We start from the raw sequence: 21,873 nt of genomic DNA, 5'->3' as shown, positions 1-21,873 counted from the left end.
TTTGCTGATTTACAGATGACTAACAGTAACCTCTTTCTATTCGCAGATTCAACTATTAACATCATCAGATAAGGAATAAAAGATCCTATAATTAATGGAACATCAATGACTAAACCTTCGCCCTTTGTATGTTTGAGCATTTTTACTTTTAGCATCATGCTTTCTGGCTGTGAACTGGCTCCCAACACTGCTGAAGAAGCGAAAATCACGCCGGTTCGACCTGCGCACTGGATCGACAATCAACTTTCAAAACAACAGATCAATAGCGGTAAAACGGCTTTCTTGCCGCTCTATGATGGCTTTATGAGTATGGCAGCACGCCTGCACCTGATTAACAAAGCCAAATATCATCTGGATCTACAATATTATATCTGGAAGGATGATTATATTGGCAATATGATCTTGTCCCAATTACTCAAAGCCGCCGATCGCGGTGTCAAAGTTCGGGTCCAGATTGATGATCAAAATGGCACCCAGCTTGATGACAAGCTTCTTGCTTTAAGCCAGCATCCAAATTTTGAAGTCCGGATTTTTAATCCCTATAAATTTCGTCATTTACGTGCGCTAGATTATGGCTTCCGGATGAAAAAGGTCAATCATCGCATGCACAATAAATTAATCATTGCGGATGGCACTGCAGCCGTGACCGGCGGCCGCAATATCAGTAGTGAATATTTTGATGCCAGTGAAGATTTTCAATTCACCGATGTGGATATATTCTTCGCAGGGCAAAGCGTAACAGATGCCAATCAGACCTTTATTAACTTCTGGAATGATGATCTGAGTTATGACGTTCGACAGATCTTGAATGATGCCGGCCATCCTGAAATGCTTAAAAGGCTCAGAACTGAATTTGAACGAGAAGATGTTGACGAAACTGAACTCAAACGCCGGGTGGGCATTGCCGAGAAACAAGTCGAACAACACTTAAAAAAACAACCCATTCACTGGGCGCCGGCTTATTTTGTTGCGGATAGTCCCGCAAAAGCACGCCCCCATGCCAAAAATGGCGATTATATTTATACCCATATGCTCGAACTGATGGGTGAGCCAAAAAAACATCTGGAACTGGTGTCCTCGTACTTTATTCCCACGCAAAAAGGGGCCGACTATTTAACCCGCCGTGCGCAACAAGGTGTGAAAATCAGAATCCTGACCAACTCTTTTCAGGCCAATGATGTGGCTGCGGTGCATGCCTATTATCAGCAATATCGTCAGCAATTATTGAAAAGTGGCATCGAACTCTGGGAATTTAAACCCTACATTGTCCGTCCGGAACGGACCTGGTATGAAATTATGACTGGAGACATCATCCCGGCTAAAAACAAAAATAGCTCCAGTTTGCATGCCAAATTTTTTGATCTAGATGGCATGGTGTTTGTCGGTTCATTTAATTTTGATCCGCGTTCAGCCTATCTGAATACCGAAGTCGGTCTGGTCATTGAATCGGAAGATTTTCAGAAGGAAATCACCAGTGCGATGGATCAGTACTTACCACGCGTGGCTTATCAACTTAAACTGAACGAAAAAAATGAAATGATTTGGCTGGAACATCAAAAAGATGGCCGTAGTATTCAGCATTTACATGATCCGGAAACTACAAAATTCCAGCGTTTTATGATGAATCTGGTGACGAAATTTCCCGGTGAATGGTTAATGTAATGACATTAGAATGACCTCACAATTACGACGACATGAAAAGCCTGTATTTTGAGAATGACCGCTTAAATTAACTTAGTCCAATCATCGTTTAAAGGGTTTTACAGTCTATTGCGCTTACTTTAGAATTACATTTTTCTCGTATTTTGCGCTTGTTCGCCCTCCACTCCCATGCAATTTTTTGATCTAAGCCGTCAGTTTAAGTTCAGTGATATTCTCACGCCTGTAAAAACTCTCCATGATTTATCCCAGCAAGAATGGTATTTGGCCAAAATTCGGGTGGAACATGACTGTTTGTCCGACTCCGATACGGTCGAGGGACAGGTAGTTTTGAAATCCAGTGAAAATATTCAGCTCGAACTGGAATGGCAGATTCAGGATAGTAGTTATGAATTACAGGTTTTATTTAAAGGTGTAGAAACTGAAGCCACTGATGAGACCGGTATCATGTTGAAAGGTGCACAACTGGTCGATGAACAGCAGCAAGTACTCTCTGCCCAAGCGTTAAGCTTATGGATTGATGGTACTCTTTTGCCGATGTTGCCTGAAATCCGTCAGGAAATTAAAGCACGTTTAAATTTGTGGGATTATGTCGAATACGATGACTAATCGCCGAATTTTGCATTTTTTAAAGAGCCTATGGGGCTCTTTTTTATAATCTGAGTGACGTTTTAGATTGATTAAACTGCCCTATCTTCAATTTTTTCAGGCAATGCCAAGCTAAATAAGTTGTTATAAAATTTATAAAAAATAAAAAGAGAATCACGACATGATTTCTGATAGTGAATGGCAACAGATTCGTCAGGTGGTCGCTGATGCACAACGGGCTGCCATGCATTGCTCTATTGCAACAGTCAACCCCAAAGGCTTTCCTAGTATTACTCCGATCGGAACCATATTTCTCAACAAAAAGACCAGTATCGGTTTCTTCTTTGATACTTATTCCACTACTTTTTCTGAGAATTTACAGCATCAGCCGATGGCATGCATACAGGCTGTGAACAGTAGCAAACTGTTTTGGTTTCATTCGTTACTTAAAGGTAAATTTAAGCGTTATCCAGGAGTACGCTTATATGCAGAAATTGGTCCTTTACGTCCGGCCTCGCTTGAGGAAATACGACAGGTGGAGTCGCGTATTCGAGCTTTAAAATGGACCAAAGGTAGTCAGTTAATCTGGTCCAGCTTTCATCATGTCCGGGAGATTAAGATCAATAGCTATCGCTGGGTCGAATATCCAAATATGTGAATAAATAAGGCCAATAACTTACAAATAGTAAGTTTATTTCTTATATGCAGAAAAAAATCTCTTTAACCATTTTCACCTGATTATTGGATTAAATATTAAACCAGACCCACATGCTCAAACATTGTCCGGTAACTTTCGGCTTTTTTCTCCAGAGAAACCGGATATGCTCGAGAAGATGAAGGCATGCGATATAAATACAGATCACGTCCGACAAAATGGGCCTGACTTAGCTGGCCAATACTCGGCTTTAAAGTCCCTTCAGGCATGGACAGCATCATGGTGTCTGTGGCCTTGTCGCCTGTGGTCATAATATGATTGCACTGCGGCATTTGGCTGAGCAGTTGCTCGATATTGGTGGGTACTACTATTTCCAAAAATTTGTCTGAAGCATTGCCTTTTAAACGCCGGATCTGATAGCCACTATCAAAAATCGCAATCCCCGTTTCTGTTAAAAAATCCCGGATTAATTGTTCCTGAAATTTTTTATTGGGTAGATCTAAAAAGTAATCTTTATTTTCAAAGAAAATCAGTCCAAAAATCCGCCACATATCATTTTGATAATTCGGATAATAAAAATTCATTTTCCAGCGTGTGGCAGGTGGCGGAAAGCTACCCAACATCAGCAATTTGGCATTGGGTGGTAAAAATGGCGGTAGCGGATGGGTTTCAATATCAGACATAGAATTAACTAAATTGAGAGATTTCAACTATTTTAAAAGGTCTTGCGAATCTTGCCAGCTACTTCTTGTCCCCAAAGTGTATAAACTTCCTTACTCGGATGAAAACCATCTACAGCCATTTGTAAATTCATGGCACGGTATTTTTCAATATCGTATTCAATCCATTGCATATTCACTTGCTGATTCACAAATTTTTCCAGTTGCTGGTTCATCTGTTTAGCATACTGGCCAAATAGCCAGGCTAAAGAATTCGGTAGCGCCGGAAACATATTCATTGGCGGAACTCCGGCAGCAATGATCAGTTTCGGACTAAATTTTTGCTGGATTTTGCTATAAAGCTGTTCCTGTTTCTGAATCCAAATATCAGCAGGCATCAGTTTGGTCACATCATTGACGCCAACCGACGTGACGATTACATCATATTGCTGGACTTCAATCTGGTCCAAAGCATGAATTACTTTTGAGCTGGTATCGCCTGTTTTGGCCTGTAATTTCCAGTCAATTTCAAAGTTATTTTTCAGTTCATGCAGAATTGCACCCAGTAATGCATCATCCTGATGTTCGACTCCTACACCTGCCGCCGCGGAATCTCCTAAAATGAGCAGAGAAAGTTTTTTGCCTGTTCCTGTTCGACCTTCACGTTTTCCCTGTGGTTCAGGCAACTTCAAGGTATTTTTCTTGACGCGATTACCCTGAATGACAAGTGCAGGAATCAAGGCAATGGTGGCGGCTTTCAGCAACATAGTGGGCTAATTTATATAGAGATATAATTGATTTTACCTGAGTTTATCCTTTTGAACTATTTCCTCAACAGTCATTTTAAATGAATGTTCACCTAAATTGACAAGATAGGATTCTTGCAAAATATAGGCTTAGATATCTTTGTGACATTGAATAAATCACAAAGGATGAATATAAAAAAATCCCGCTAAAAAGCAGGATTTTTACAAGCTCACTTATCAGATTTTATAATCATTCCAGCGATTCATACGCTTGAAAGTTCCCACATCATTAAAACGCACACCCACTTCTTTCATCACTTTGTGCGCCGTTTTGGACGTCAGTTGACGGATATAAAATGGCTCTTTGACCACAAAATGATGAATTGCATGGGTCGAACCAAAATTACAGCAGAATAACTGGAACGGGACCATCCACCATGGATTGAGCACTTGGGTTTGTTTGATCACATCACGTGGATCGATATCGCCATAGTAATGCATACTTGAGCTGACAAACTGCAAGCTAAAAGAACGGATAAAGTTAGGAATCACCCAGATGACTGCCAGCAGATTTACGATTGGCATAGCATCGACAATGCCTTGCGACCAGAGCATCTCATAACCGAATAGTGGTGCAACCGCATTTAAACCATGAAAGACCACAAACAGATAGCATAATCCATAGTAAATAATGCTGAGAGGTAAAAAGCCGCATAACTGAGAAATCATGGCAATTTTACGTTCTTTTTCAGGCTGCTTTTCCAGAAAAAGATGAATCATTTTAAACATTTGAAATGGACGCAGATACACTGACATCAACTGGTCACTAATCACCAGAATTCGGCGAATGCCCCAAGGCATACCATTACTGATGCCACGTTCTTCCAGGTCATGTTCAGTGCCTGAATATTTATGATGATGCAAATGTAAACGACGACGTGCCCACGGACTGATGGTGTTTGGACGTGCCAGCCAGACCAGTGCCAGCATCAAATGATGTGCCCAAGGTGTTTTTTTGAAATACATATAATGAATCAGGTCATGTTCCAGTTCATGGGTCAATGATGCAAAAATCGCAATCAAAGGAATGGTAAACCATGCTGAGAGATAACCGGTTCCATATGCTACCGCGCATGCAATCATGCCTGCCCAGGCAAAGCCTAAAATACTCGCACCGATAAAGTTCTGATGTTTGAGTATGGGATAACGAGCACGTACCTCTTCCCCGGCCTGGGTAACGATACTTCTGACCTTGGAGATTCGCTGCTGGTCAGTCATATCCGCAGATGTAGACATATGGACAACCTTTAATTTCTGAACGGTTGTACATTAAAGGAAATTCTAAAAAAGAGAAGTTATCTTTCCACTTTTAGAGTGAGTATGTCTAAGTTTTGGACAGTTTGGAAAAGTTCTTAAAATTGGCGAAAATTAGGAAAAGTAAAAGATGGTCTTTCTCATGAAACGAAAATTTAAAAGTAATTGATTTAATTGCAAATTCATCAATAAAATAAAAATATAATTTTTGATAATTTAAAACTTTATTTTAATAATCAATACATTAGGATTTATAAGATTTCGCTTTTCTGAAAATTCAAGCTATACATTTTTTTAGAAAAAAATACTGGTTTAGAAATTTTTCTCAGTTTGTCATAAAATAAAAAGAGAAGCGCTCTAGCTTCTCTTTTTATAGATCTAAGATTACTTTTAACCTAACTTGTTCACCAGTTTAAGTGGTAATACTTTCATGGCTAGACCGAGTGGTAACCAAGGCCATTTCGGTACATAGGCTTTCACTGGCGCTTTTTCAATTTCTGCTGCCAATAAACGCGAACCGGTTTTTTCATCTACTTCAAAAGGTAGCTTTTTTGCCCCTTCATTAATTTCAGTCCGAATATATCCTGGGAAAATGGTGGTGACTTTAATTGGCGTATCGATCAGTTCAGCTCGAATGCCTTCCGCTAAATGAGCCACGCCGGCCTTACTTGCACCATAAGCCGTTAAATGTTTTGGCATACCGCGCATGGCACTCATGGATGAAATCATCACCAGATGACCAGAGTTTTGTGCACGGAAGATTTCAACTGCAGCCTCACATTGTGCCAATGCCGAAATAAAGTTGGTTTCCACCGTGGCTTTGTTAATGGCAAAATTACCTTTACCGATTCGACGGCCCTCACCGACACCGGCATTGACGATCACTCGGTCAATCGTGCCAAAGTCTTCTTTAAACGCGCGGAAAACCTCAAAAACCTGATCGTAATCGGTCACATCTAAAGTTTTGGCAATGACTTTGATGCCATATTGGCTTTCCAGTTCCTGTTTTAAGGTTTCCAGACGCTCCAGACGACGCGCACAAATGGCCAGATTATAGCCTTTTTTTGCAAATTCACGTGCCATACCGGCGCCAATCCCTGAACTTGCACCGGTAATTAAAATTGTTTTAACCATATGTTTACCCTATTCCTTTATTTTTCTAGCGCATTACGTTTTCAATCTCATTTTAAATCCAGGTCAATAAGTCTGGATGCTGTGCTTTAATAAAATGATGTTCATTTAAACTGAGTAGTTGCGGTTCATTACCCACCAGACGCAGTGTCGTGATACTGGTATTGGTAATCGCCCAGTTTAGGGCAAAGGTTTTCTCCGGGCTCAGCCCTAAAATCTTACCCACTGCAACAGAAATCACACCACCTGAGGTATAGACCACTGCATAGCGCGGACGGCTTTTGGCCAGCTTGTCACACAAATTTTCTAAGCCGCTTTCCACGCGTGCTTTGAAACTTGGCCAAGATTCATCATATTCATGGTGATAATCATCGCCAGTCCAGCGTGCAATTGCACCGCTAAAAATCTTGCTCAGATAATCCCGTGGATTTTCATGTTCTGACACATCCTGTTTCAGCAATTCAGGCTGATTAAAGCGCGGCTCATAACGCGCAAATACCTGCTGATGATTAAACTCATTCCAGGCACTATCGGTCAGAATCTCGCTTTCCGGAAAACATTCGTCCAGTGATAATTGCGCTGTCTGTTGATGGCGTTGCATGGAACCTGCCACCACATAAGGCGCTTCTTTCAGGATTTCGTCAAAATAGCGACCCAAAAGCTTTGCCTGTAACTCGCCGTTGGGCGAAAGTTGATCGTAACTTTCTGCGCCAAAAGAGGCCTGGCCATGCCGGATCAAGTAAATGGTAGTCATTTTGGCATTATCTCTTTAAATTTAAGCACATACTTTTGTGCAATCTCATTGGCTTCCAGTTTTTGCTTGCCAATCAGTTTTAAGGCACGAATATGCAAGGCATGAATCACCACCCAAAAATCCTTGAACGCTGGATTATTAGTCTGTTTATGGTAATAACGATAATAGATCTGCTGGGCAATCACCGCGAGGCGGAAAATTCCGAACACCTCATAAAACGCCCAGTTTTCCGGTTGCAAACCGGTTTTTTCAAGATAATAATCTACGACCTCTTTACGGGTAAACATACCTTTTAGATTGGTCGGCTGACGACGAGTCGCTTTAAAAATGGCATTATCGGTATCTTCTACCCAATAGGCCAAGGCAGAACCTAGATCCATGAGCGGATCGCCAAGGGTGGCCATTTCCCAGTCCAGTACACCAATCACTTCAGTCGGATTTTCCGGATTTAAGATGACATTATCAAAACGCCAGTCATTATGAATCACACAGGTTTTAGAATCTGAAGGAATATTATCTTTAAGCCAGTTGCGCACATATTTAAACGATGGAACATTTAAAGTTTTAGCCTTTTCATAACGTACATCCCAGCCTTCGACCTGACGGCGACAATAGCCTTCACCCTTACCGAGATTTTCAAGTTCAGTTCCTTGATAAGGCACCTGATGCAATTCGATCAGTTTATCAATCACATTGATACATAAAGTCCGGATATCGGATTCAGTAAGCTGCAGCTCAGCTGGCATTTTGGCGCGAGGAATAATTCCTTCAAGCCGTTTCATCACATAGAAATCACAACCAATCACTGATTCATCCTGACAAAGCGCGACCATTTCAGGCACGACGGGATAATGTTCAGCCAAGGCTTTCTGCACATGATATTCACGTGCCATATCATGGGCTGATTTGGCTTTGGTACCTTGTGGCGGACGACGTAAAATTAAATCGGCATTGGCATACTGTAAACGGTAGGTCCAGTTTGAAGCTCCGCCTGAATATTGGGTCACTTGCACAGGGCCTTCAACATTCACATTTTGCTGAATTAACCAATTGGTGATGGCTTGTACATCCAGTTCTTCACCTGCACGAACTGCTCCACCTACATCAATAACCGCCATAATTTTTCCTTAAAATTTTTTAATACGTTGCAATCTTCTATTTAAGCCAGTTTATTTTTTGTGGCGTGTACTGTAGCCACGTTTTGCCAGTTCCAGTTTGGCAATCATGCCCTTATGCACTTCATCCGGGCCATCAGCCAAACGTAAGGCACGTGCCTGGGCAAAGAATCCGGTCAGTGGCGTATCACGAGAGACACCGGCACCGCCGTGGATCTGGATTGCCATATCGACAACTTTTTCCAGCACACTTGGCGCAACGACTTTAATTGCAGAAATTTCAGTCAGTGCCGCCATATTCCCTAAAGTATCCATTTTATAGGCGGCATACAAGGTCAAAAGGCGTGCCTGATCAATTGCAACCCGGGCTTCCGCGACACGTTCCAGATTGCCGCCAAGTTTTAAAATCTCTTTGCCAAATGCTGTCCGGCTCATGCCTCGGTCAATCATCAACTCTAAGGATTTTTCCGCAGCCCCGATACAGCGCATGCAATGATGAATACGGCCTGGTCCTAAACGACCTTGGGCAATTTCAAAGCCCTGACCGGCGCCACCAATAAAATTCGCTACCGGAACGCGGACATTTTCAAAGCTGACTTCACCATGGCCATGTGGTGCATCGTAGTCACCAAATACAGGTAGCATGCGTTCGATTTTAACGCCGGCAGTATCCACAGGAACTAAAACCATCGAATGCTGATGATGACGGTCTTCTGTTTCATCTGGAGTATGCGCCATAAAAATAATGATTTTGGCATTTGGATCGCCTAGACCTGATGACCACCATTTACGGCCATTGAGAACAATCTCATCACCTTCCACCATCGCCGTTGCCTGCATATTGGTCGCATCACTGGATGCGACTGCAGGTTCAGTCATACAAAAGACCGAACGGATTTTTCCTTCTAAAAGTGGCATCAGCCATTGCTGTTTCTGTTCTTCAGAACCATAACGCCACAATACTTCCATATTGCCGCTATCTGGCGCATTACAGTTAAATACGACTGGTGCAATCAGGCTACGACCTGAAAGTTCGGCAATATGTGCATATTCCTGAACCGATAAACCCTGGCCAAGTTCAGAACAAGGGAGAAACATATTCCAAAGGCCAGCTGCCTTGGCTTTGGCTTTTAAGCTTTCCAGTTCTGCAGGCCATTGCCATTTGGTCCAGTCGCCGCCTTGGTTCAACTCATGAACTTGCTGCCAGAAATCAGCTTCAACTGGTTCAATTTCCTCAGCAATAAATTTTTTGGTTCTATTTAAATAATCTTGTGCACGTGCTGAAAGCTCAAACATCTCTTTATCCCTCTAAATATTCTAATTCATACGCTTTACAACACCTTAACCCAAAACCTATTATGAATAAAATGATTTTACTCCATACATTATTATGCATAGCATTCATTCTAAAACAGTCATGGACCTGCGAAATTTTCATCGTATCGACATTAACCTTTATCCGCTTTTTATGGCAATTTATGAGCAGAACAGTATTTCTAAAGCTGCACAGATTTTATCAGTTAGCCAGTCTGCTGCCAGTCATGCTTTACAACGTTTAAGACAGCATTTACAGGATGATTTATTTGTACGTACTGGCAGCAAAATGCAACCTACGCCGTTTGCGGAACAGATCTATCCTGAGCTGAAGAATGCACTTTTTGCGATTCAAAATATTTCAATACAGCATCAGCACTTCAGACCGGAAATGATTCAGAGTTTGAAAATTGCCGTACATGATGAAATTGAGCCAATGATCTTTCCCAGACTGGTTCAGCACTTTCAACAACTCAATCTGGAAATTCAACTTAGCAGCATGAAGCTGGACCGTAAAAATATAGCAGCAGACCTCGCCTCTCAACAGGTCGATTTTGTCATAGATCTGGAACAAAACATTGCTGAAAAAATCCAGTTTGAGCGTCTGGTTCAAGATGAATTTGTAGTGTGTACACAATTAACAGAAATGAATGAGCAGATTTATCTTGCCTCACCTCATATTGGCGTGTCATCACGCCGTACTGGCGTTTTAGTTGAGGATATTTATTTAAGCCGTAAACAATATTCACGACAGATTTTTTTACGCTGTCAGCATTACTCAACTGCTCTGCAAATTTTGGAACAACAAAAGACAGCTATGCTGACTATTCCTAAAAATGTATTGGTACATTTACAATTGGCTACCAGTCTAAATATTTTTGAAGTCCCTGTGGAACTGCCGAAAATTAATATGGGGATATATTGGCATAAGGATTTGCACGAGAATAAGAGACATCAATTTTTGAGAGCTGAAATTTATAAAATTTTCACTTAGGCTATTTATAAAGAAATTTAAATTGCTTAGGCTATTTTATATATAAGTTTAGATGGTTGCAGATTCATCTTTTCGCCAGAAAAATATACTTAGGCTATTTTAGCTGGTACAAAACTAAACACTGAGTGATTAGCTTTTAATCCGTAGATCTACTGGCTTTGCTCTAAAATGGCTCGACTTTTAGCTGTGATTTTACAGCTGGTTTTGCTGATTTGGATCTTGCCTTTGTTAAATCTCTCCATCACCTGGCAAATTGTGCTGGGCTTAGTATTGCTATGTTTTTCTTATTATCTGCTGCATAAAATTACAGTTTATTTAAAAGATGTTTTCCGCCCTTTTAAGAAAGGCAAAAAATACTGGTGCCGTGTAAAAGCCGTAAGTGATGGTGATACCCTCACCTGCTACCGTTTTAACATTCGTCGCTCTGAGACCAAATTGCGCTTTGCTTTTGTCGATGCCCCTGAATCATCACAAGCCTATGGCAAGGAATCGCAGCGTCTGGTCAAAAGCATGGTGAATAATAAAATGGTTCGGGTCAAGATTACCGACATTGACCGTTATGGCCGCTGTGTCGGTGTGATCTACCGCTATCGCAAAAATATCAATGAAGAGATTGTCAAACGTGGTGCAGCGTGGGTCTATGAAGAATATATCAAGGATAAAAACCATTTACGCTATATGATGGAATTGCAAAATAAAGCTAAGAAACAGAAAAAAGGCCTTTGGAAACATACTCGTCCTGTACGTCCAAGTGTGTATCGTAAACAGGTAAAATCGTAAATTTGGTTTTATCAAAGATAAATGGCAAATAATAAAAAGTGATCAGGACATTCAGATCACTTTTTTCATTTTTTTAGTTTTACTAATTTAATAAGCCAAATGCACCAGAAAGCGGAATGCGCCAGCAATCAGGGCCAGCGTTAAAAATCCTGCCAGCCACAACCCTACAAACCATAATGCCTGTTTGCCTTTCATGACCACTCCTTAATGATAGCCATCATCGCCGACCCTGACCTTATGCCGGAATACCCAATAGGACATACCGGTATAAATCACAATAATTGGAATCAGGATCAAGGCGCCAATCAAGGCAAATAGCTGGCTATTTTCATGCGCTGCTGCCTGCCAGATAGTCACGCTTGGCGGAATAATATATGGCCATAGACTTATCAAGAATCCGGTATAGGCAAGGAAAACCAGAACAAGCATATAGGTAAATGGGCCTAATTCACTGCGTCTTTTACAGGCACGCAAAGCCAGCCAGGTAAATAGCAGAACCAGAACTGGAACTGGCATAAAATAGGTAAATTGTGGCTGACTAAACCAGCGTTCAGCAATTTGAGGATGAGTCAACGGCGTATAAATACTGACCGCACCCAATATGATCAGTAAGGCAATAATCAGCTTAGGCATCAGTTTAAACATTCGATCCTGCAAATCATCTCCGGTTTTATAGATCAGCCAGCCACAGCCTAATGCCGCATAGAGCACCACCACACTGATTCCGGTGAAAATACTGAATGGAGTGAGCCAGTCCAGACCACTACCGACATAGACACCATTTCGAGTTTCAATGCCCTGAATATAGGCCCCTAAAATCATGCCTTGCAGGAAACTGGTAATCGCAGAACCACCGATAAAGGCTTTATCCCACCAATGCTTACTGCGGTTTGCCTTGAAGCGGAACTCAAAAGCCACGCCGCGGAAAATCAAGGCAATCACCATCAGAATAATTGGCATATACAGCGCCGAGAGTACGGTCGAGTAAGCGAGTGGAAAAGCTGCAAATAACCCTGCACCGCCCAAAACCATCCAGGTTTCATTGCCATCCCAGACCGGAGCCACGGTATTCATCATGACATCACGTTCATCTTGATGCGGGAAAAAAGGAAACAAGATGCCGATGCCCAGATCGAAACCATCGAGAATGGTATAAATCAATACACCTAAACCAATAATCACAATCCAGATTAATGATAAATCAATCATTTTTTATCCTCCTGATCCGGTTGTTCAGGAACTTCTTCAATACGTTCGCGAATACTACTTAATGGTCGACGCGAGGCCTGCACTACATCGCTGTCTGATTCATGATCTGGTCGAGTATGAATAAAATCCGGGCCTTTGTGCATCAGACGCAACATGTAGTAAATCCCGATACCAAATACCACACAGTAGACGACTACAAAAATAATCAGGGTTAGCCCCACCTGTTCAGCGGAAACTGGTGACAATGCATCTTTGGTCCGCATGATGCCGTAGACTACCCAAGGCTGACGGCCGACTTCTGTGGTAAACCATCCCGCCAGCATGGCAATAAATCCGGAAGGTCCCATAATCAAGGCAAATCGGTGCAATGCACGGGACTCATAAAAGCGACCTCGGGTACGTGCCCACGCTCCCCATAATGCCAGTAACAACATCAATACGCCTAGTCCAACCATAATCCGGAAGCTCCAGAACACCACCAGTGAATTCGGCCGGTCTTCAGGCGCAAAGTCTTTAAGCCCCGTAACCTTGCCATCCATCGAGTGGGTTAAAATCAGGCTACCCAAGTTGGGAATTCCGATTGCATATTTGGTTTCTTCGGCCTCCATATCTGGAATACCAAAGAGATATAAGGGCATCCCTTCATTATGATTGGTTTCCCAATGCCCTTCCATGGCTGCAAGTTTTGCTGGCTGATGCTCAAGGGTATTAATACCGTGCATATCACCGACGATGACCTGTAAAGGTGCTAGTACTAGAAGCAGCCACATCGCCATGGAAAATGAGGTCTTGACCAGTGCATCACGACGGCCTTTGATCAGATGCCATGCGGCTGTAGCAGCGACCAGTAAGGCGGAAACCAGAAAGGCAGCCATGGCCATATGGGCCAGACGATAAGGGAAAGATGGGTTAAACACGATAGCAAGCCAGTCTTGCGGCACAATCAGGCCATTTTCAATCGCAAAGCCTTGTGGGGTCTGCATCCAGCTATTAGACGATAAAATCCAGAACATGGAAATACAGGTGCCTATCGCAACCATCAAGGTCGAGAAAAAGTGCGCCTTTGGTCCCACTCGCCCCCAGCCAAATAACATGATGCCCAGAAAGCCCGCTTCCAGAAAGAAAGCGGTGAGTACTTCATAGGCCAATAAAGGTCCAGTCACGCTGCCTGCCACCCGGGAAAACTCACTCCAGTTGGTTCCAAACTGGTAGCTCATGACCACACCAGAGACGACACCCATCCCGAATGCCACAGCGAAAATTTTCACCCAGAATTTGAATAGATCCTGAAAAATCGGATTTTGGGTTTTGAGCCAGCGCCATTCCAGAATGGCCAGAAAGCTGGCCAAGCCAATAGAAATTGCCGGAAAAATGATATGAAAAGATACAGTAAAGGCGAACTGTATTCGTGCTAACTCTAATGCAGTTAAACCCAGAGTCATAAGCTTCACCTATGCATTGTTATTTGGCATCTTTGCCCTTCAATTTTTAAGTCATGAATTTTTCTAGTGACATGGCTAGCTTAGGCGTGGCTGTTATAAAAAGTATGTAGTCTTTTGTTGATTATTTTTTAATCAGGTTAAACTATGTAACTCTTGCTGATAAAGAAAATATTACTCTGAATAATTTTTAAAACTCTCCTCTTGAGCTTTAGATAAAACAGGCGTAAATTAGGCCTAAATTTAGTTACCCAGGTTAACTAACCATATGTTTTCCGAATCTCCCCGACTTCGTACGCTGTTATTACGCTGCGCACGACTGATGAGCGATGAGATCAATACGATCTTGTTGTCATCTCAATTAAATTATTCCTTATGGCAGGTGTTATACGTCATCCAGTCAAAGCAACAATGCACGCTGGCAGATATTTCCAGTTATCTCAATGTATCCAAGCCCGGTATTACTAAGCGGATTCAGCAACTGGTTGAACTCGATCTGATTGCCCAACTCGAAACTGAAGACAAACGTCAAAAGCTGTTCAAGTTGAGTGAGCAAGGAATTGAGACCTTTGCGATGTGTTCCAAACAGATCGATGCATTTGAAGATCAGTTGCTTGAGCACATTGAATCAGATGATCTTGAAGGCAGTAAAAATACCTTGATGCAACTCATTCAGCAGTTATATCCCTCATCTCAGGACAGACCTCAATGAGCCAAGAACAAGAAACGCCTTTATGGACGCCCAATTTTATCCTGATCAGTCTGGTGAATTTCCAGCTGGTTCTGGTGTTCTACTTACTGGTGATTGTGATTGTCGGCTACTCAGTGGCTGAGCTAGGGGCTTCGACTGCACAAGCCGGTCTGGTATCAGGTCTGTTTATTGTCGGCACCCTATTCGGACGCTTATTGATCGGAAAATTACTGAATCGTCTGGGCCTAAAAAATACGCTTGTCATTGGCCTGACTGGTTTCCTACTCTTTTCCGGACTGTATATGATTCCGGCCAAGCTGGAAGTTTTACTAGGCATCCGTCTGATACACGGCTTTATGATGGGTATGGCTTCTACTGTACTGGGTACAGTGATTGCACAGACCATTCCTGCCACACGGCGTGGTGAAGGAATTGGCTATTTCAGCATGAGCAGCACCCTAGGCACAGCGATTGGTCCCTTTGTCGGAATCTGGCTGATGACAAATTTCAATTATCAGGTAATTTTCATCTTTACCAGTATCGTTGCGCTCAGCTGCCTGATCTGTGGACTGTTTATCCAGCCACCACGCCTTAAGGCAAGTCATTCGTCAGCAGCCTCTACTTCGCAAAGCACCAGCAAACTGGCTCAGTATATTGAACCGAATGCGCTACCGATTGCACTGATTGTACTGCTGGTGGCTACTTCTTATTCAGGCATATTGTCGTTTATTCACTTTTATGCCAAAGAAATTAATCTGGTCGAAGCAGCATCTTTTTTCTTCCTGATGTATGCTTTTGCCATTTTGCTTTCGCGTCCTTTTACCGGCCCGCTCATGGACCGTAAAGGCGAAAATATCATTATCTATCCTGCCATTGTGATTATGGCACTGGGGATATTGCTCCTCAGTCAGGCGCAAAACTCTGTGATGTTACTTGCCAGTGCTGCCTTGCTTGGTTTTGGTTTTGGTAATATCCAGTCAGTGTGTCAAACCATTGCGGTGAAAAGTACGACATTGCAGCGTATGGGGCTTGCTACCTCAACCTTCTTTATTGCCCTGGATGCCGGTCTTGGTTTTGGCCCGTATTTCCTGGGTATGCTGCTGGATCAGATTGGTTATCGTCAGCTTTATCTGTTCTCGGCGCTGCTCACCCTAAGCTGTCTGGCCTGGTATTACCTTCTGCATGGCCGTAAAGCAGGAAAAGTACAGCCTTCTCATTAAAAGCTTTTAAAAGCGCCGACTAAACCGGCGCCGATATTCCAACGGCGTCAGACCGGTTTTTTTATGAAATAAACGGCGGAATGAACTTGGATCCTGATAGCCGACATTTTGCATAATCACATCCACAGCTTGATCGGTTTCTTCCAGTCGTTTACGTGCGGCTTCAATCCGGATCGCTTGTAGATATTGATTGGGCGGTATGTCTAAGGCTTGTTTAAAGCGTCGAATCAGGGTTCGGCCAGTCACATTAAACTGCTCTGCCAGCTGGTTCAAACTAAAATCTTCATGAAAATGCTGCTCTAGCCAGTTCTGGATTTTTTGTACCAGTTCATCATGGTGCGGCTGGCCAATATTCAGCAATGAATAAGACAACTGGCTATCACGGCGGTAATCAATTACGAAAGATTTAGCCGATTGCATGGCCACCTCAAAGCCATACAAGCGCTCAATCAGATGCAAACCTAGGTCAAACCAGGCCAGGCCTCCACCTGCACAATAGATATTCTGATCCCGGCTAATCATCAGATCGGCATTCAGTTTCACCTTAGGATAGCGTGAACGAAACACTTCCTGAAAACCCCAATGTGTTGTTGCAATCCGGTCATCTAAAATGCCTGCTTCTGCCAGAAAAAAATTCCCCGTACAGTTTCCTGCAATTAAAGTCGCCTCTGCATGTGCAGATTTTAAAAAATGAATCAGTTCTGGATTCTGTTGCAATACATCCTGAATCGGTGCAGCGATGGTCGGTACCACCAGAATATCTGCAGTTTGAATCTCTTGATAAGAAAAATGTGCCTGCAACTGCAGCCCATTGATACACCGAATCGGATGTCCCTCCGGACTGGCGATACTCACCTTAAACAGGCGCTGTACGTCCTGCTGCTGGATCCGGTTCCAGCTTACGCCAGCCATTGTAAATAAATCGACCACACCCGTAATGGCCGAAGCCAGAGCCCCATGAAAGCCTAAAATCACCACCTGTTGCATACTTTACTAATTGTCACTTTTCACCCGATTCATGTCATTATTGACAATCCTCCTCAATAAAAGCAACTGCTAGTCTTGATGCTATCTCAAGGATTGCACATTCAGGATAGTACCGTGACCCAACTGATTAATGATAAAGATCTGCATTTCCAGCTTTATGACGTATTCAAACTTGAAGCGCTGACTAAACTGCAACGCTATCAGGATCATGACAAAAATACTTTCGACAGTATTCTGGAAACGGCAAAAGGTATCGCGACTGATTATTTTGCACCGCATAATGCCAAAGCTGATCAACAAGAACCGAACTTTGATGGCAAACAGGTCAAAACCATTGATGAAGTGAAGACAGCCTGGCAACAGTTTGCCGATGCCGGCCTGCTTTGCGCCCAGCATGATTATGCAGATGGTGGCATGCAACTGCCCACTTTGGTGAATATGGCCTGCAATGCGTATTTTATGTCGGCCAATCCGTCCACCGTGGCTTATTCTTTTCTAACGGCCGCTGCGGCGAACCTGATACAGGCTTTTGCCTCCCCAAAACAAAAGCAAATATTCCTACCGCATATGTTGAGTGGCCGCTTTGCTGGCACCATGGCCATGACAGAGCCGAATGTAGGTTCCTCTTTGGGCGATCTGACCACTAAAGCCATTCCTCAGGGAAATGGAATTTATAAAATTAAAGGCCAGAAAATGTTTATTTCGGGTGGCGATCAGGACATTACCGAAAATATTGTGCATCTGGTCTTGGCGCGGATTCAGGATGCGCCGCAAGGCGTGAAAGGAATTTCCCTGTTTATCGTACCAAAATTCAAAACCAACGAGGATGGTTCACTCGGTGAAGCTAATGATGTACAGCTGGCTGGCTTACTGCACAAAATGGGCTATCGAGGTACTACATCTACAGTTTTAAGCTTTGGAGAAAATGATAATTGCTTAGGCTATTTAATTGGTGAACCCGGTCATGGCTTAAAATATATGTTCAAGATGATGAATGAAGCACGTGTGGGTGTCGGTCTGGGCGCAGCCATGATTGGTTATCGTGGCTATCTGGAATCTCTGGATTATGCTAAAAACCGTCCGCAAGGCCGGCCAGTTCATGAAAAAACACCTGACTCGAAACCAGTGAATATCATTGAACATACCGATGTCAAACGCATGCTACTGGCGCAAAAGTCATATGTAGAAGGTTCGCTGGCACTTTGCTTATTTGCAGCCCGATTAATTGATGAACTTCAGGCAGCTCAAGATGAAGATAGTGCAATTCTGCTTGATCTCATTACCCCGGTGGTCAAATCTTTCCCTTCTGCCTATGGTCCGAAAGCCAATGATCTGGCCATTCAGGTCTTGGGCGGCGCGGGTTATACCCGTGAATATCCGGTGGAGCAATGTTATCGTGATAACCGACTCAATCCGATTCATGAAGGCACTTACGGTATTCAATCTCTGGATCTGCTGGGACGTAAACTCTGGCAGCATAATGGCAAAGGGCTAAATCTGCTCATGCAGCGCATCCAGAAGACCTTGTCAGAGACTCATGAACCTAAGATAGTGGAACTCGCAGAGATCTACAAACAGCATCTGGCGACTGTACAAAAAACTACTCAGGTTTTAGGCCAGGCCTTACATCAAGGAAAAGTCAGTGACGCTTTGGCCAATTCAGGATTGTATCTGGATATGATGGGCAAAACTATTCTATCTTGGCTCTGGCTAGAAATGGCGAATCAGGCTCAACTCAAGTTTGGCACATCTTCGCAGGCAGAAGATCAGACTTTTCTGGCAGGGAAAATTCAAGCAGCTCAATATTTTATTCGCTGGGAACTCCCTGAAATTGAGCATCAGGCCAAATTATTGATGAATATGGATGATACTTGCCTGAATATGCAAAGCGACTGGTTCTAGACAGAATTTATCAAAAAATGCGCCTGTATTAGGTAATGCCAGTCACTTACAAAATTGACTGGCATTTTCTTTTTTAGATTCATGGCTGTATTTGATATGTAGAAAAGTCATCCGCAACTGTTTGAGGCCGGACTACATTAAAAAATGATTGTTTCTGCGATAAATTTGTTAGTTGATAGGGGCTGACGAGTTTTGCGGATGAAAAATGCCTTTGGTTACTTTGGGCGAAACCAAAGTAACAAATGAGCTGCAAAATTTTGATTTAAAACAATAAGGCTCCGCTAAAAATTAAGGAGTTTATTTCTAAACTCCTTAACTGATCAGCATTATCTGTATTAGGCGCATTTTATTTTTTGAATCATCAAGCTGCGGATTCTTGCACATCAAACTTTTTAAAAAGTTTGGCACGTTTGGAAGGCAAAATGTTAGCTTTCGTCAGATCGCCCTGATAATGCTGATATACCCGCTGATCCATGATTTTGTACCATAAAGGTGGAATCAAGGCTGGAATCAGCATGGTTGCATAACCGCTGGGTAATTCTGGCGCTTCATCAAAATGCCGCAACGCCTGAAATGGACGGCTTGGAAAAGCATGATGATCAGAATGCCGTTGTAACTGATACAAAAACAGATTAGTTACGATATTGTTGTTATTCCAGCTATGTTCCGGCAAGGTTCGCTCATAACTGCCATCCGCTTTCTGTCCACGTTTCAGTCCGTAGTGCTCGATATAATTCACAATCTCAAACAGGCTAACGCCATAAAATGCCTGTGTCAGTGTATAAGGAATAATTTTCTTGCCATACGCCTTTAGCATCAAGGCATGATAGCCGGCACTCATGGCCCAACCATGAAACAGCTCATTTTCCTGATTAAAGAATTTCAGTCCCTTACGCTCGAGCCGTCTTTTTTCAATCTGGATTGCAGATTTTAATCCGCCTATTACGGTACGTGGCCAGAAACGGTAAAAAGATTCACCCATTTTTGAAGATGCCGGATCTTCTGGTGTCGCCACCCGTTTATGGTGTCCATAAGGATGTTCGATCCGGAAATGGTTATAGCCCAAAGGCATCAGGCTGGCATGAGACCAGTAATGGTCTTTTTTCTGGGGACGATGGCTGAGTTCATGTGCGGTATTCACCCCCACACCATTAATCGCACCCATAGAAACTCCAAGCAGTACCTGATCCAGCAAAGACACATTTGGCCGGCTTACGACATAACCGGCAAAGGCATTGGCTGCCATTTGCAAGGGAATAAATGCTTTTACAATGCGGTCATAATAAGGATCGTTAACCAGTGCCTTGATCTGCTCATCATTTGGGTTATTGGCATCATCGCCAATCAGGGCATCCAGAGTCGGAATGATGACATGCAGTAATAATAGTCCGCCCATGGCAAAGATTTTTTGAGTGGCTTTGGGACCAAAATGATAACCGGCCAGAATTCCCATTCCGATCACAGGCAGACCTGGGCTGAGCAACCAGCCAAAACGTTTTTTATCCAGCTTGACACCTTTTAGTGCCGACGCTTCCTGCGTAAACTGCGCTTTCTGGATTTGTGCAGGGGCATTCATTGCGACCTTCCTTTTTTATGTTACTCTGCACTTATAGTTGATTATTTCAGCAGTAGCGAACAGTATTCAACGTCCAGAAAAGCTATGTCAGCGTCTTTGGCACATGCTGCCAAATTCTGGCCTAAAATCACAAAGTTAAAAAATTTATAGTCAATTAAATGAAATAAAACAGAAGAATAGAGTTAGGCATGGATGCTTTAAGTAAAATTTTTGATGATATTCATCTGGAAAAATCGGAATATCTTTATCTGAATGTATTTCATCCGGGCGGCTTTGACTATCAACATGAACCCTTTATGCTGGCCTATATCCTGTTACAAGGACAGGCGCAATTAAAGTTCATGAATGGTGATCGACTGGAGCTGCAACAAGGTGATCTGGTGCTATTACCCGCAGGTTCCTCCCATCATGTTTCCTGCCCAGACAATGCCGATTTTTCTGAGCACCATGCGATTAATCCTTATTTTCAGAGCAATGCACAGCAATGTGTTGATCTCAATCGGGAAAATTCGGCGGAGCATAGTTTCATACTGGCTATTCGTTCTAGCTTGGATATCCAGATGGCCAAACCTCTTTTGAGTGCATTACCTAAATACCTGCATATTCAACATATTCTGGGTGATACGGCGCCAGAATGGTTACAGGTTGGCTTGCAGTTTCTGGCACTGGAAACCCAGCAGCTTCGTCCCGGACGTGACAAGATTCTGGATCATCTGGTCAGTATTTTACTGATTGAATGCGTACGTGATTATATTTTAAACCTGGAAAATGCCTCGAGCTGGCTAAATGCGCTCTCGCATCCGGAACTATCCAATGCACTGGCAGTGATTCATGGCAAACCTGAACAATTCTGGACTGTAGAAAGTCTGGCCGAACAATGTCATATGTCACGTTCCAAATTCGCCCAGTTATTTACCCAGATTGTCGGTGAACCGCCCCTTGCCTATCTGCAACAGCACCGCCTGCGTCTGGCAGCGCAATATTTGAGAAATAGTGGATTTGGTATCCAGCAGATCGCTTATCTGGTTGGTTATTCATCCGAGACGGCGTTTAGTCAAAGTTTTAAAAAACAGTTTGAACAGACGCCGACCCAATACCGGCTGAATTGTCAGAAGAACCAGTCTTTATTACCAGACTAAA

21 protein-coding genes are annotated in these 21,873 nt (G+C 42.9%); 9 read left to right on the top strand and 12 right to left on the bottom strand.

What is annotated here, in order from left to right; translation table 11 throughout:
* The first annotated feature begins 105 nt into the window (after positions 1-105).
* From F890_RS07660 to F890_RS07650, 3 genes are all read left to right on the top strand, one after another.
* Complete coding sequence (locus F890_RS07660; RefSeq protein WP_005106839.1) at positions 106-1,662, top strand: phospholipase D family protein; 1,557 nt, start codon at positions 106-108, stop codon at positions 1,660-1,662.
* 168 nt (positions 1,663-1,830) lie between these two features.
* Positions 1,831-2,268 carry a hypothetical protein gene (locus tag F890_RS07655; protein WP_005106837.1) on the top strand — a complete coding sequence of 146 codons (438 nt, stop codon included), beginning with the start codon at positions 1,831-1,833 and terminating at the stop codon, positions 2,266-2,268.
* Positions 2,269-2,428: 160 nt separating this feature from the next.
* Positions 2,429-2,905, top strand: coding sequence for a pyridoxamine 5'-phosphate oxidase family protein (locus F890_RS07650; protein ID WP_005266291.1), 477 nt, complete (start codon positions 2,429-2,431; stop codon positions 2,903-2,905).
* A gap of 95 nt (positions 2,906-3,000) precedes the next feature.
* On the opposite strand, the gene F890_RS07645 is transcribed toward F890_RS07650, so the two are convergent.
* The 7 genes from F890_RS07645 to F890_RS07615 all read right to left on the bottom strand — a co-directional run bounded on the left by F890_RS07645 (position 3,001) and on the right by F890_RS07615 (position 9,917).
* On the bottom strand, positions 3,001-3,585 hold the full coding sequence (locus F890_RS07645) for a uracil-DNA glycosylase family protein (RefSeq protein WP_005266289.1): 585 nt from the start codon (positions 3,583-3,585) through the stop codon (positions 3,001-3,003).
* A 32-nt stretch (positions 3,586-3,617) separates the two neighbouring features.
* Complete coding sequence (locus F890_RS07640; protein ID WP_005266285.1) at positions 3,618-4,328, bottom strand: SGNH/GDSL hydrolase family protein; 711 nt, start codon at positions 4,326-4,328, stop codon at positions 3,618-3,620.
* A gap of 216 nt (positions 4,329-4,544) precedes the next feature.
* Positions 4,545-5,603, bottom strand: a complete 1,059-nt coding sequence (locus F890_RS07635) for a fatty acid desaturase (protein ID WP_005266284.1) — start codon at positions 5,601-5,603, stop codon at positions 4,545-4,547.
* A 408-nt stretch (positions 5,604-6,011) separates the two neighbouring features.
* Positions 6,012-6,755, bottom strand: coding sequence for an SDR family oxidoreductase (locus F890_RS07630; RefSeq protein ID WP_005266283.1), 744 nt, complete (start codon positions 6,753-6,755; stop codon positions 6,012-6,014).
* Between the two features lie 52 nt (positions 6,756-6,807).
* Entirely contained in the window at positions 6,808-7,506 is a 699-nt protein-coding gene (locus F890_RS07625) for a histidine phosphatase family protein (RefSeq protein ID WP_005266282.1), read from the bottom strand.
* Positions 7,503-8,624: a phosphotransferase family protein gene (locus F890_RS07620; RefSeq protein WP_005266281.1), complete on the bottom strand. Its 1,122-nt coding sequence runs from the start codon at positions 8,622-8,624 to the stop codon at positions 7,503-7,505. The genes F890_RS07625 and F890_RS07620 overlap by 4 nt, the downstream gene beginning before the upstream one ends.
* A gap of 51 nt (positions 8,625-8,675) precedes the next feature.
* The gene (locus tag F890_RS07615) at positions 8,676-9,917 is read right to left on the bottom strand and encodes an acyl-CoA dehydrogenase family protein (RefSeq protein WP_005266280.1); all 1,242 of its coding nucleotides are present in this window, start codon (positions 9,915-9,917) and stop codon (positions 8,676-8,678) included.
* A gap of 94 nt (positions 9,918-10,011) precedes the next feature.
* Here F890_RS07615 and F890_RS07610 point away from each other — a divergent pair, with 94 nt between their 5' ends.
* Both F890_RS07610 and F890_RS07605 read left to right on the top strand, forming a co-directional pair.
* The gene (locus tag F890_RS07610; RefSeq protein WP_005266278.1) at positions 10,012-10,929 is read left to right on the top strand and encodes a LysR family transcriptional regulator; all 918 of its coding nucleotides are present in this window, start codon (positions 10,012-10,014) and stop codon (positions 10,927-10,929) included.
* A 168-nt stretch (positions 10,930-11,097) separates the two neighbouring features.
* A complete protein-coding gene (locus F890_RS07605) occupies positions 11,098-11,709 on the top strand; it encodes a thermonuclease family protein (protein WP_005266277.1) in 612 nt (203 codons plus the stop codon).
* 87 nt (positions 11,710-11,796) lie between these two features.
* On the opposite strand, the gene F890_RS18560 is transcribed toward F890_RS07605, so the two are convergent.
* From F890_RS18560 to F890_RS07595, 3 genes are read right to left on the bottom strand one after another with little or no spacing between them, the layout of a single operon-like run.
* Positions 11,797-11,904, bottom strand: coding sequence for a hypothetical protein (locus tag F890_RS18560; protein WP_004647088.1), 108 nt, complete (start codon positions 11,902-11,904; stop codon positions 11,797-11,799).
* A gap of 9 nt (positions 11,905-11,913) precedes the next feature.
* The gene (gene cydB / locus F890_RS07600; protein ID WP_005266276.1) at positions 11,914-12,918 is read right to left on the bottom strand and encodes a cytochrome d ubiquinol oxidase subunit II; all 1,005 of its coding nucleotides are present in this window, start codon (positions 12,916-12,918) and stop codon (positions 11,914-11,916) included.
* Positions 12,915-14,360 (bottom strand): cytochrome ubiquinol oxidase subunit I, encoded by a 1,446-nt coding sequence (locus F890_RS07595; RefSeq protein WP_005266275.1) that lies wholly within the window; start codon positions 14,358-14,360, stop codon positions 12,915-12,917. Before F890_RS07595 ends, cydB begins: the two co-directional genes overlap by 4 nt.
* A gap of 265 nt (positions 14,361-14,625) precedes the next feature.
* Here F890_RS07595 and F890_RS07590 point away from each other — a divergent pair, with 265 nt between their 5' ends.
* Complete coding sequence (locus F890_RS07590) at positions 14,626-15,069, top strand: MarR family winged helix-turn-helix transcriptional regulator (protein ID WP_004647091.1); 444 nt, start codon at positions 14,626-14,628, stop codon at positions 15,067-15,069.
* Positions 15,066-16,268, top strand: a complete 1,203-nt coding sequence (locus F890_RS07585) for an MFS transporter (protein WP_005266274.1) — start codon at positions 15,066-15,068, stop codon at positions 16,266-16,268. The genes F890_RS07590 and F890_RS07585 overlap by 4 nt, the downstream gene beginning before the upstream one ends.
* 6 nt (positions 16,269-16,274) lie before the next feature.
* Here F890_RS07585 and F890_RS07580 read toward each other — a convergent pair whose 3' ends face one another.
* Complete coding sequence (locus tag F890_RS07580) at positions 16,275-17,255, bottom strand: GlxA family transcriptional regulator (protein WP_005246142.1); 981 nt, start codon at positions 17,253-17,255, stop codon at positions 16,275-16,277.
* 78 nt (positions 17,256-17,333) lie between these two features.
* On the opposite strand from F890_RS07580, the gene F890_RS07575 reads away from it, so the two are divergent.
* Positions 17,334-19,157 carry an acyl-CoA dehydrogenase gene (locus F890_RS07575; RefSeq protein ID WP_005266273.1) on the top strand — a complete coding sequence of 608 codons (1,824 nt, stop codon included), beginning with the start codon at positions 17,334-17,336 and terminating at the stop codon, positions 19,155-19,157.
* Positions 19,158-19,518: 361 nt separating this feature from the next.
* On the opposite strand, the gene F890_RS07570 is transcribed toward F890_RS07575, so the two are convergent.
* On the bottom strand, positions 19,519-20,733 hold the full coding sequence (locus F890_RS07570) for an alkane 1-monooxygenase (RefSeq protein ID WP_005266271.1): 1,215 nt from the start codon (positions 20,731-20,733) through the stop codon (positions 19,519-19,521).
* Positions 20,734-20,921: 188 nt separating this feature from the next.
* On the opposite strand from F890_RS07570, the gene F890_RS07565 reads away from it, so the two are divergent.
* On the top strand, positions 20,922-21,872 hold the full coding sequence (locus F890_RS07565; RefSeq protein ID WP_005266270.1) for an AraC family transcriptional regulator: 951 nt from the start codon (positions 20,922-20,924) through the stop codon (positions 21,870-21,872).
* The last annotated feature ends 1 nt before the right edge of the window (position 21,873 follow it).

The organism is Acinetobacter sp. CIP 64.7 (assembly GCF_000369745.1).
GTDB classification, from domain to species: domain Bacteria; phylum Pseudomonadota; class Gammaproteobacteria; order Pseudomonadales; family Moraxellaceae; genus Acinetobacter; species Acinetobacter fasciculus.
Note: the sequence above shows the minus strand (reverse complement) of the source record. Positions and strands in the feature narration are given on the sequence as shown.

Coding starts and splice junctions, on each gene's coding strand:
- F890_RS07660 (WP_005106839.1), top strand. CDS start 106: ATGACTAAACCTTCGCCCTTTGTATGTTTGAGCATTTTTACTTTTAGC.
- F890_RS07655 (WP_005106837.1), top strand. CDS start 1,831: ATGCAATTTTTTGATCTAAGCCGTCAGTTTAAGTTCAGTGATATTCTC.
- F890_RS07650 (WP_005266291.1), top strand. CDS start 2,429: ATGATTTCTGATAGTGAATGGCAACAGATTCGTCAGGTGGTCGCTGAT.
- F890_RS07645 (WP_005266289.1), bottom strand. CDS start 3,585: ATGTCTGATATTGAAACCCATCCGCTACCGCCATTTTTACCACCCAAT.
- F890_RS07640 (WP_005266285.1), bottom strand. CDS start 4,328: ATGTTGCTGAAAGCCGCCACCATTGCCTTGATTCCTGCACTTGTCATT.
- F890_RS07635 (WP_005266284.1), bottom strand. CDS start 5,603: ATGTCTACATCTGCGGATATGACTGACCAGCAGCGAATCTCCAAGGTC.
- F890_RS07630 (WP_005266283.1), bottom strand. CDS start 6,755: ATGGTTAAAACAATTTTAATTACCGGTGCAAGTTCAGGGATTGGCGCC.
- F890_RS07625 (WP_005266282.1), bottom strand. CDS start 7,506: ATGACTACCATTTACTTGATCCGGCATGGCCAGGCCTCTTTTGGCGCA.
- F890_RS07620 (WP_005266281.1), bottom strand. CDS start 8,624: ATGGCGGTTATTGATGTAGGTGGAGCAGTTCGTGCAGGTGAAGAACTG.
- F890_RS07615 (WP_005266280.1), bottom strand. CDS start 9,917: ATGTTTGAGCTTTCAGCACGTGCACAAGATTATTTAAATAGAACCAAA.
- F890_RS07610 (WP_005266278.1), top strand. CDS start 10,012: ATGCATAGCATTCATTCTAAAACAGTCATGGACCTGCGAAATTTTCAT.
- F890_RS07605 (WP_005266277.1), top strand. CDS start 11,098: ATGGCTCGACTTTTAGCTGTGATTTTACAGCTGGTTTTGCTGATTTGG.
- F890_RS18560 (WP_004647088.1), bottom strand. CDS start 11,904: ATGAAAGGCAAACAGGCATTATGGTTTGTAGGGTTGTGGCTGGCAGGA.
- cydB (WP_005266276.1), bottom strand. CDS start 12,918: ATGATTGATTTATCATTAATCTGGATTGTGATTATTGGTTTAGGTGTA.
- F890_RS07595 (WP_005266275.1), bottom strand. CDS start 14,360: ATGACTCTGGGTTTAACTGCATTAGAGTTAGCACGAATACAGTTCGCC.
- F890_RS07590 (WP_004647091.1), top strand. CDS start 14,626: ATGTTTTCCGAATCTCCCCGACTTCGTACGCTGTTATTACGCTGCGCA.
- F890_RS07585 (WP_005266274.1), top strand. CDS start 15,066: ATGAGCCAAGAACAAGAAACGCCTTTATGGACGCCCAATTTTATCCTG.
- F890_RS07580 (WP_005246142.1), bottom strand. CDS start 17,255: ATGCAACAGGTGGTGATTTTAGGCTTTCATGGGGCTCTGGCTTCGGCC.
- F890_RS07575 (WP_005266273.1), top strand. CDS start 17,334: ATGCTATCTCAAGGATTGCACATTCAGGATAGTACCGTGACCCAACTG.
- F890_RS07570 (WP_005266271.1), bottom strand. CDS start 20,733: ATGAATGCCCCTGCACAAATCCAGAAAGCGCAGTTTACGCAGGAAGCG.
- F890_RS07565 (WP_005266270.1), top strand. CDS start 20,922: ATGGATGCTTTAAGTAAAATTTTTGATGATATTCATCTGGAAAAATCG.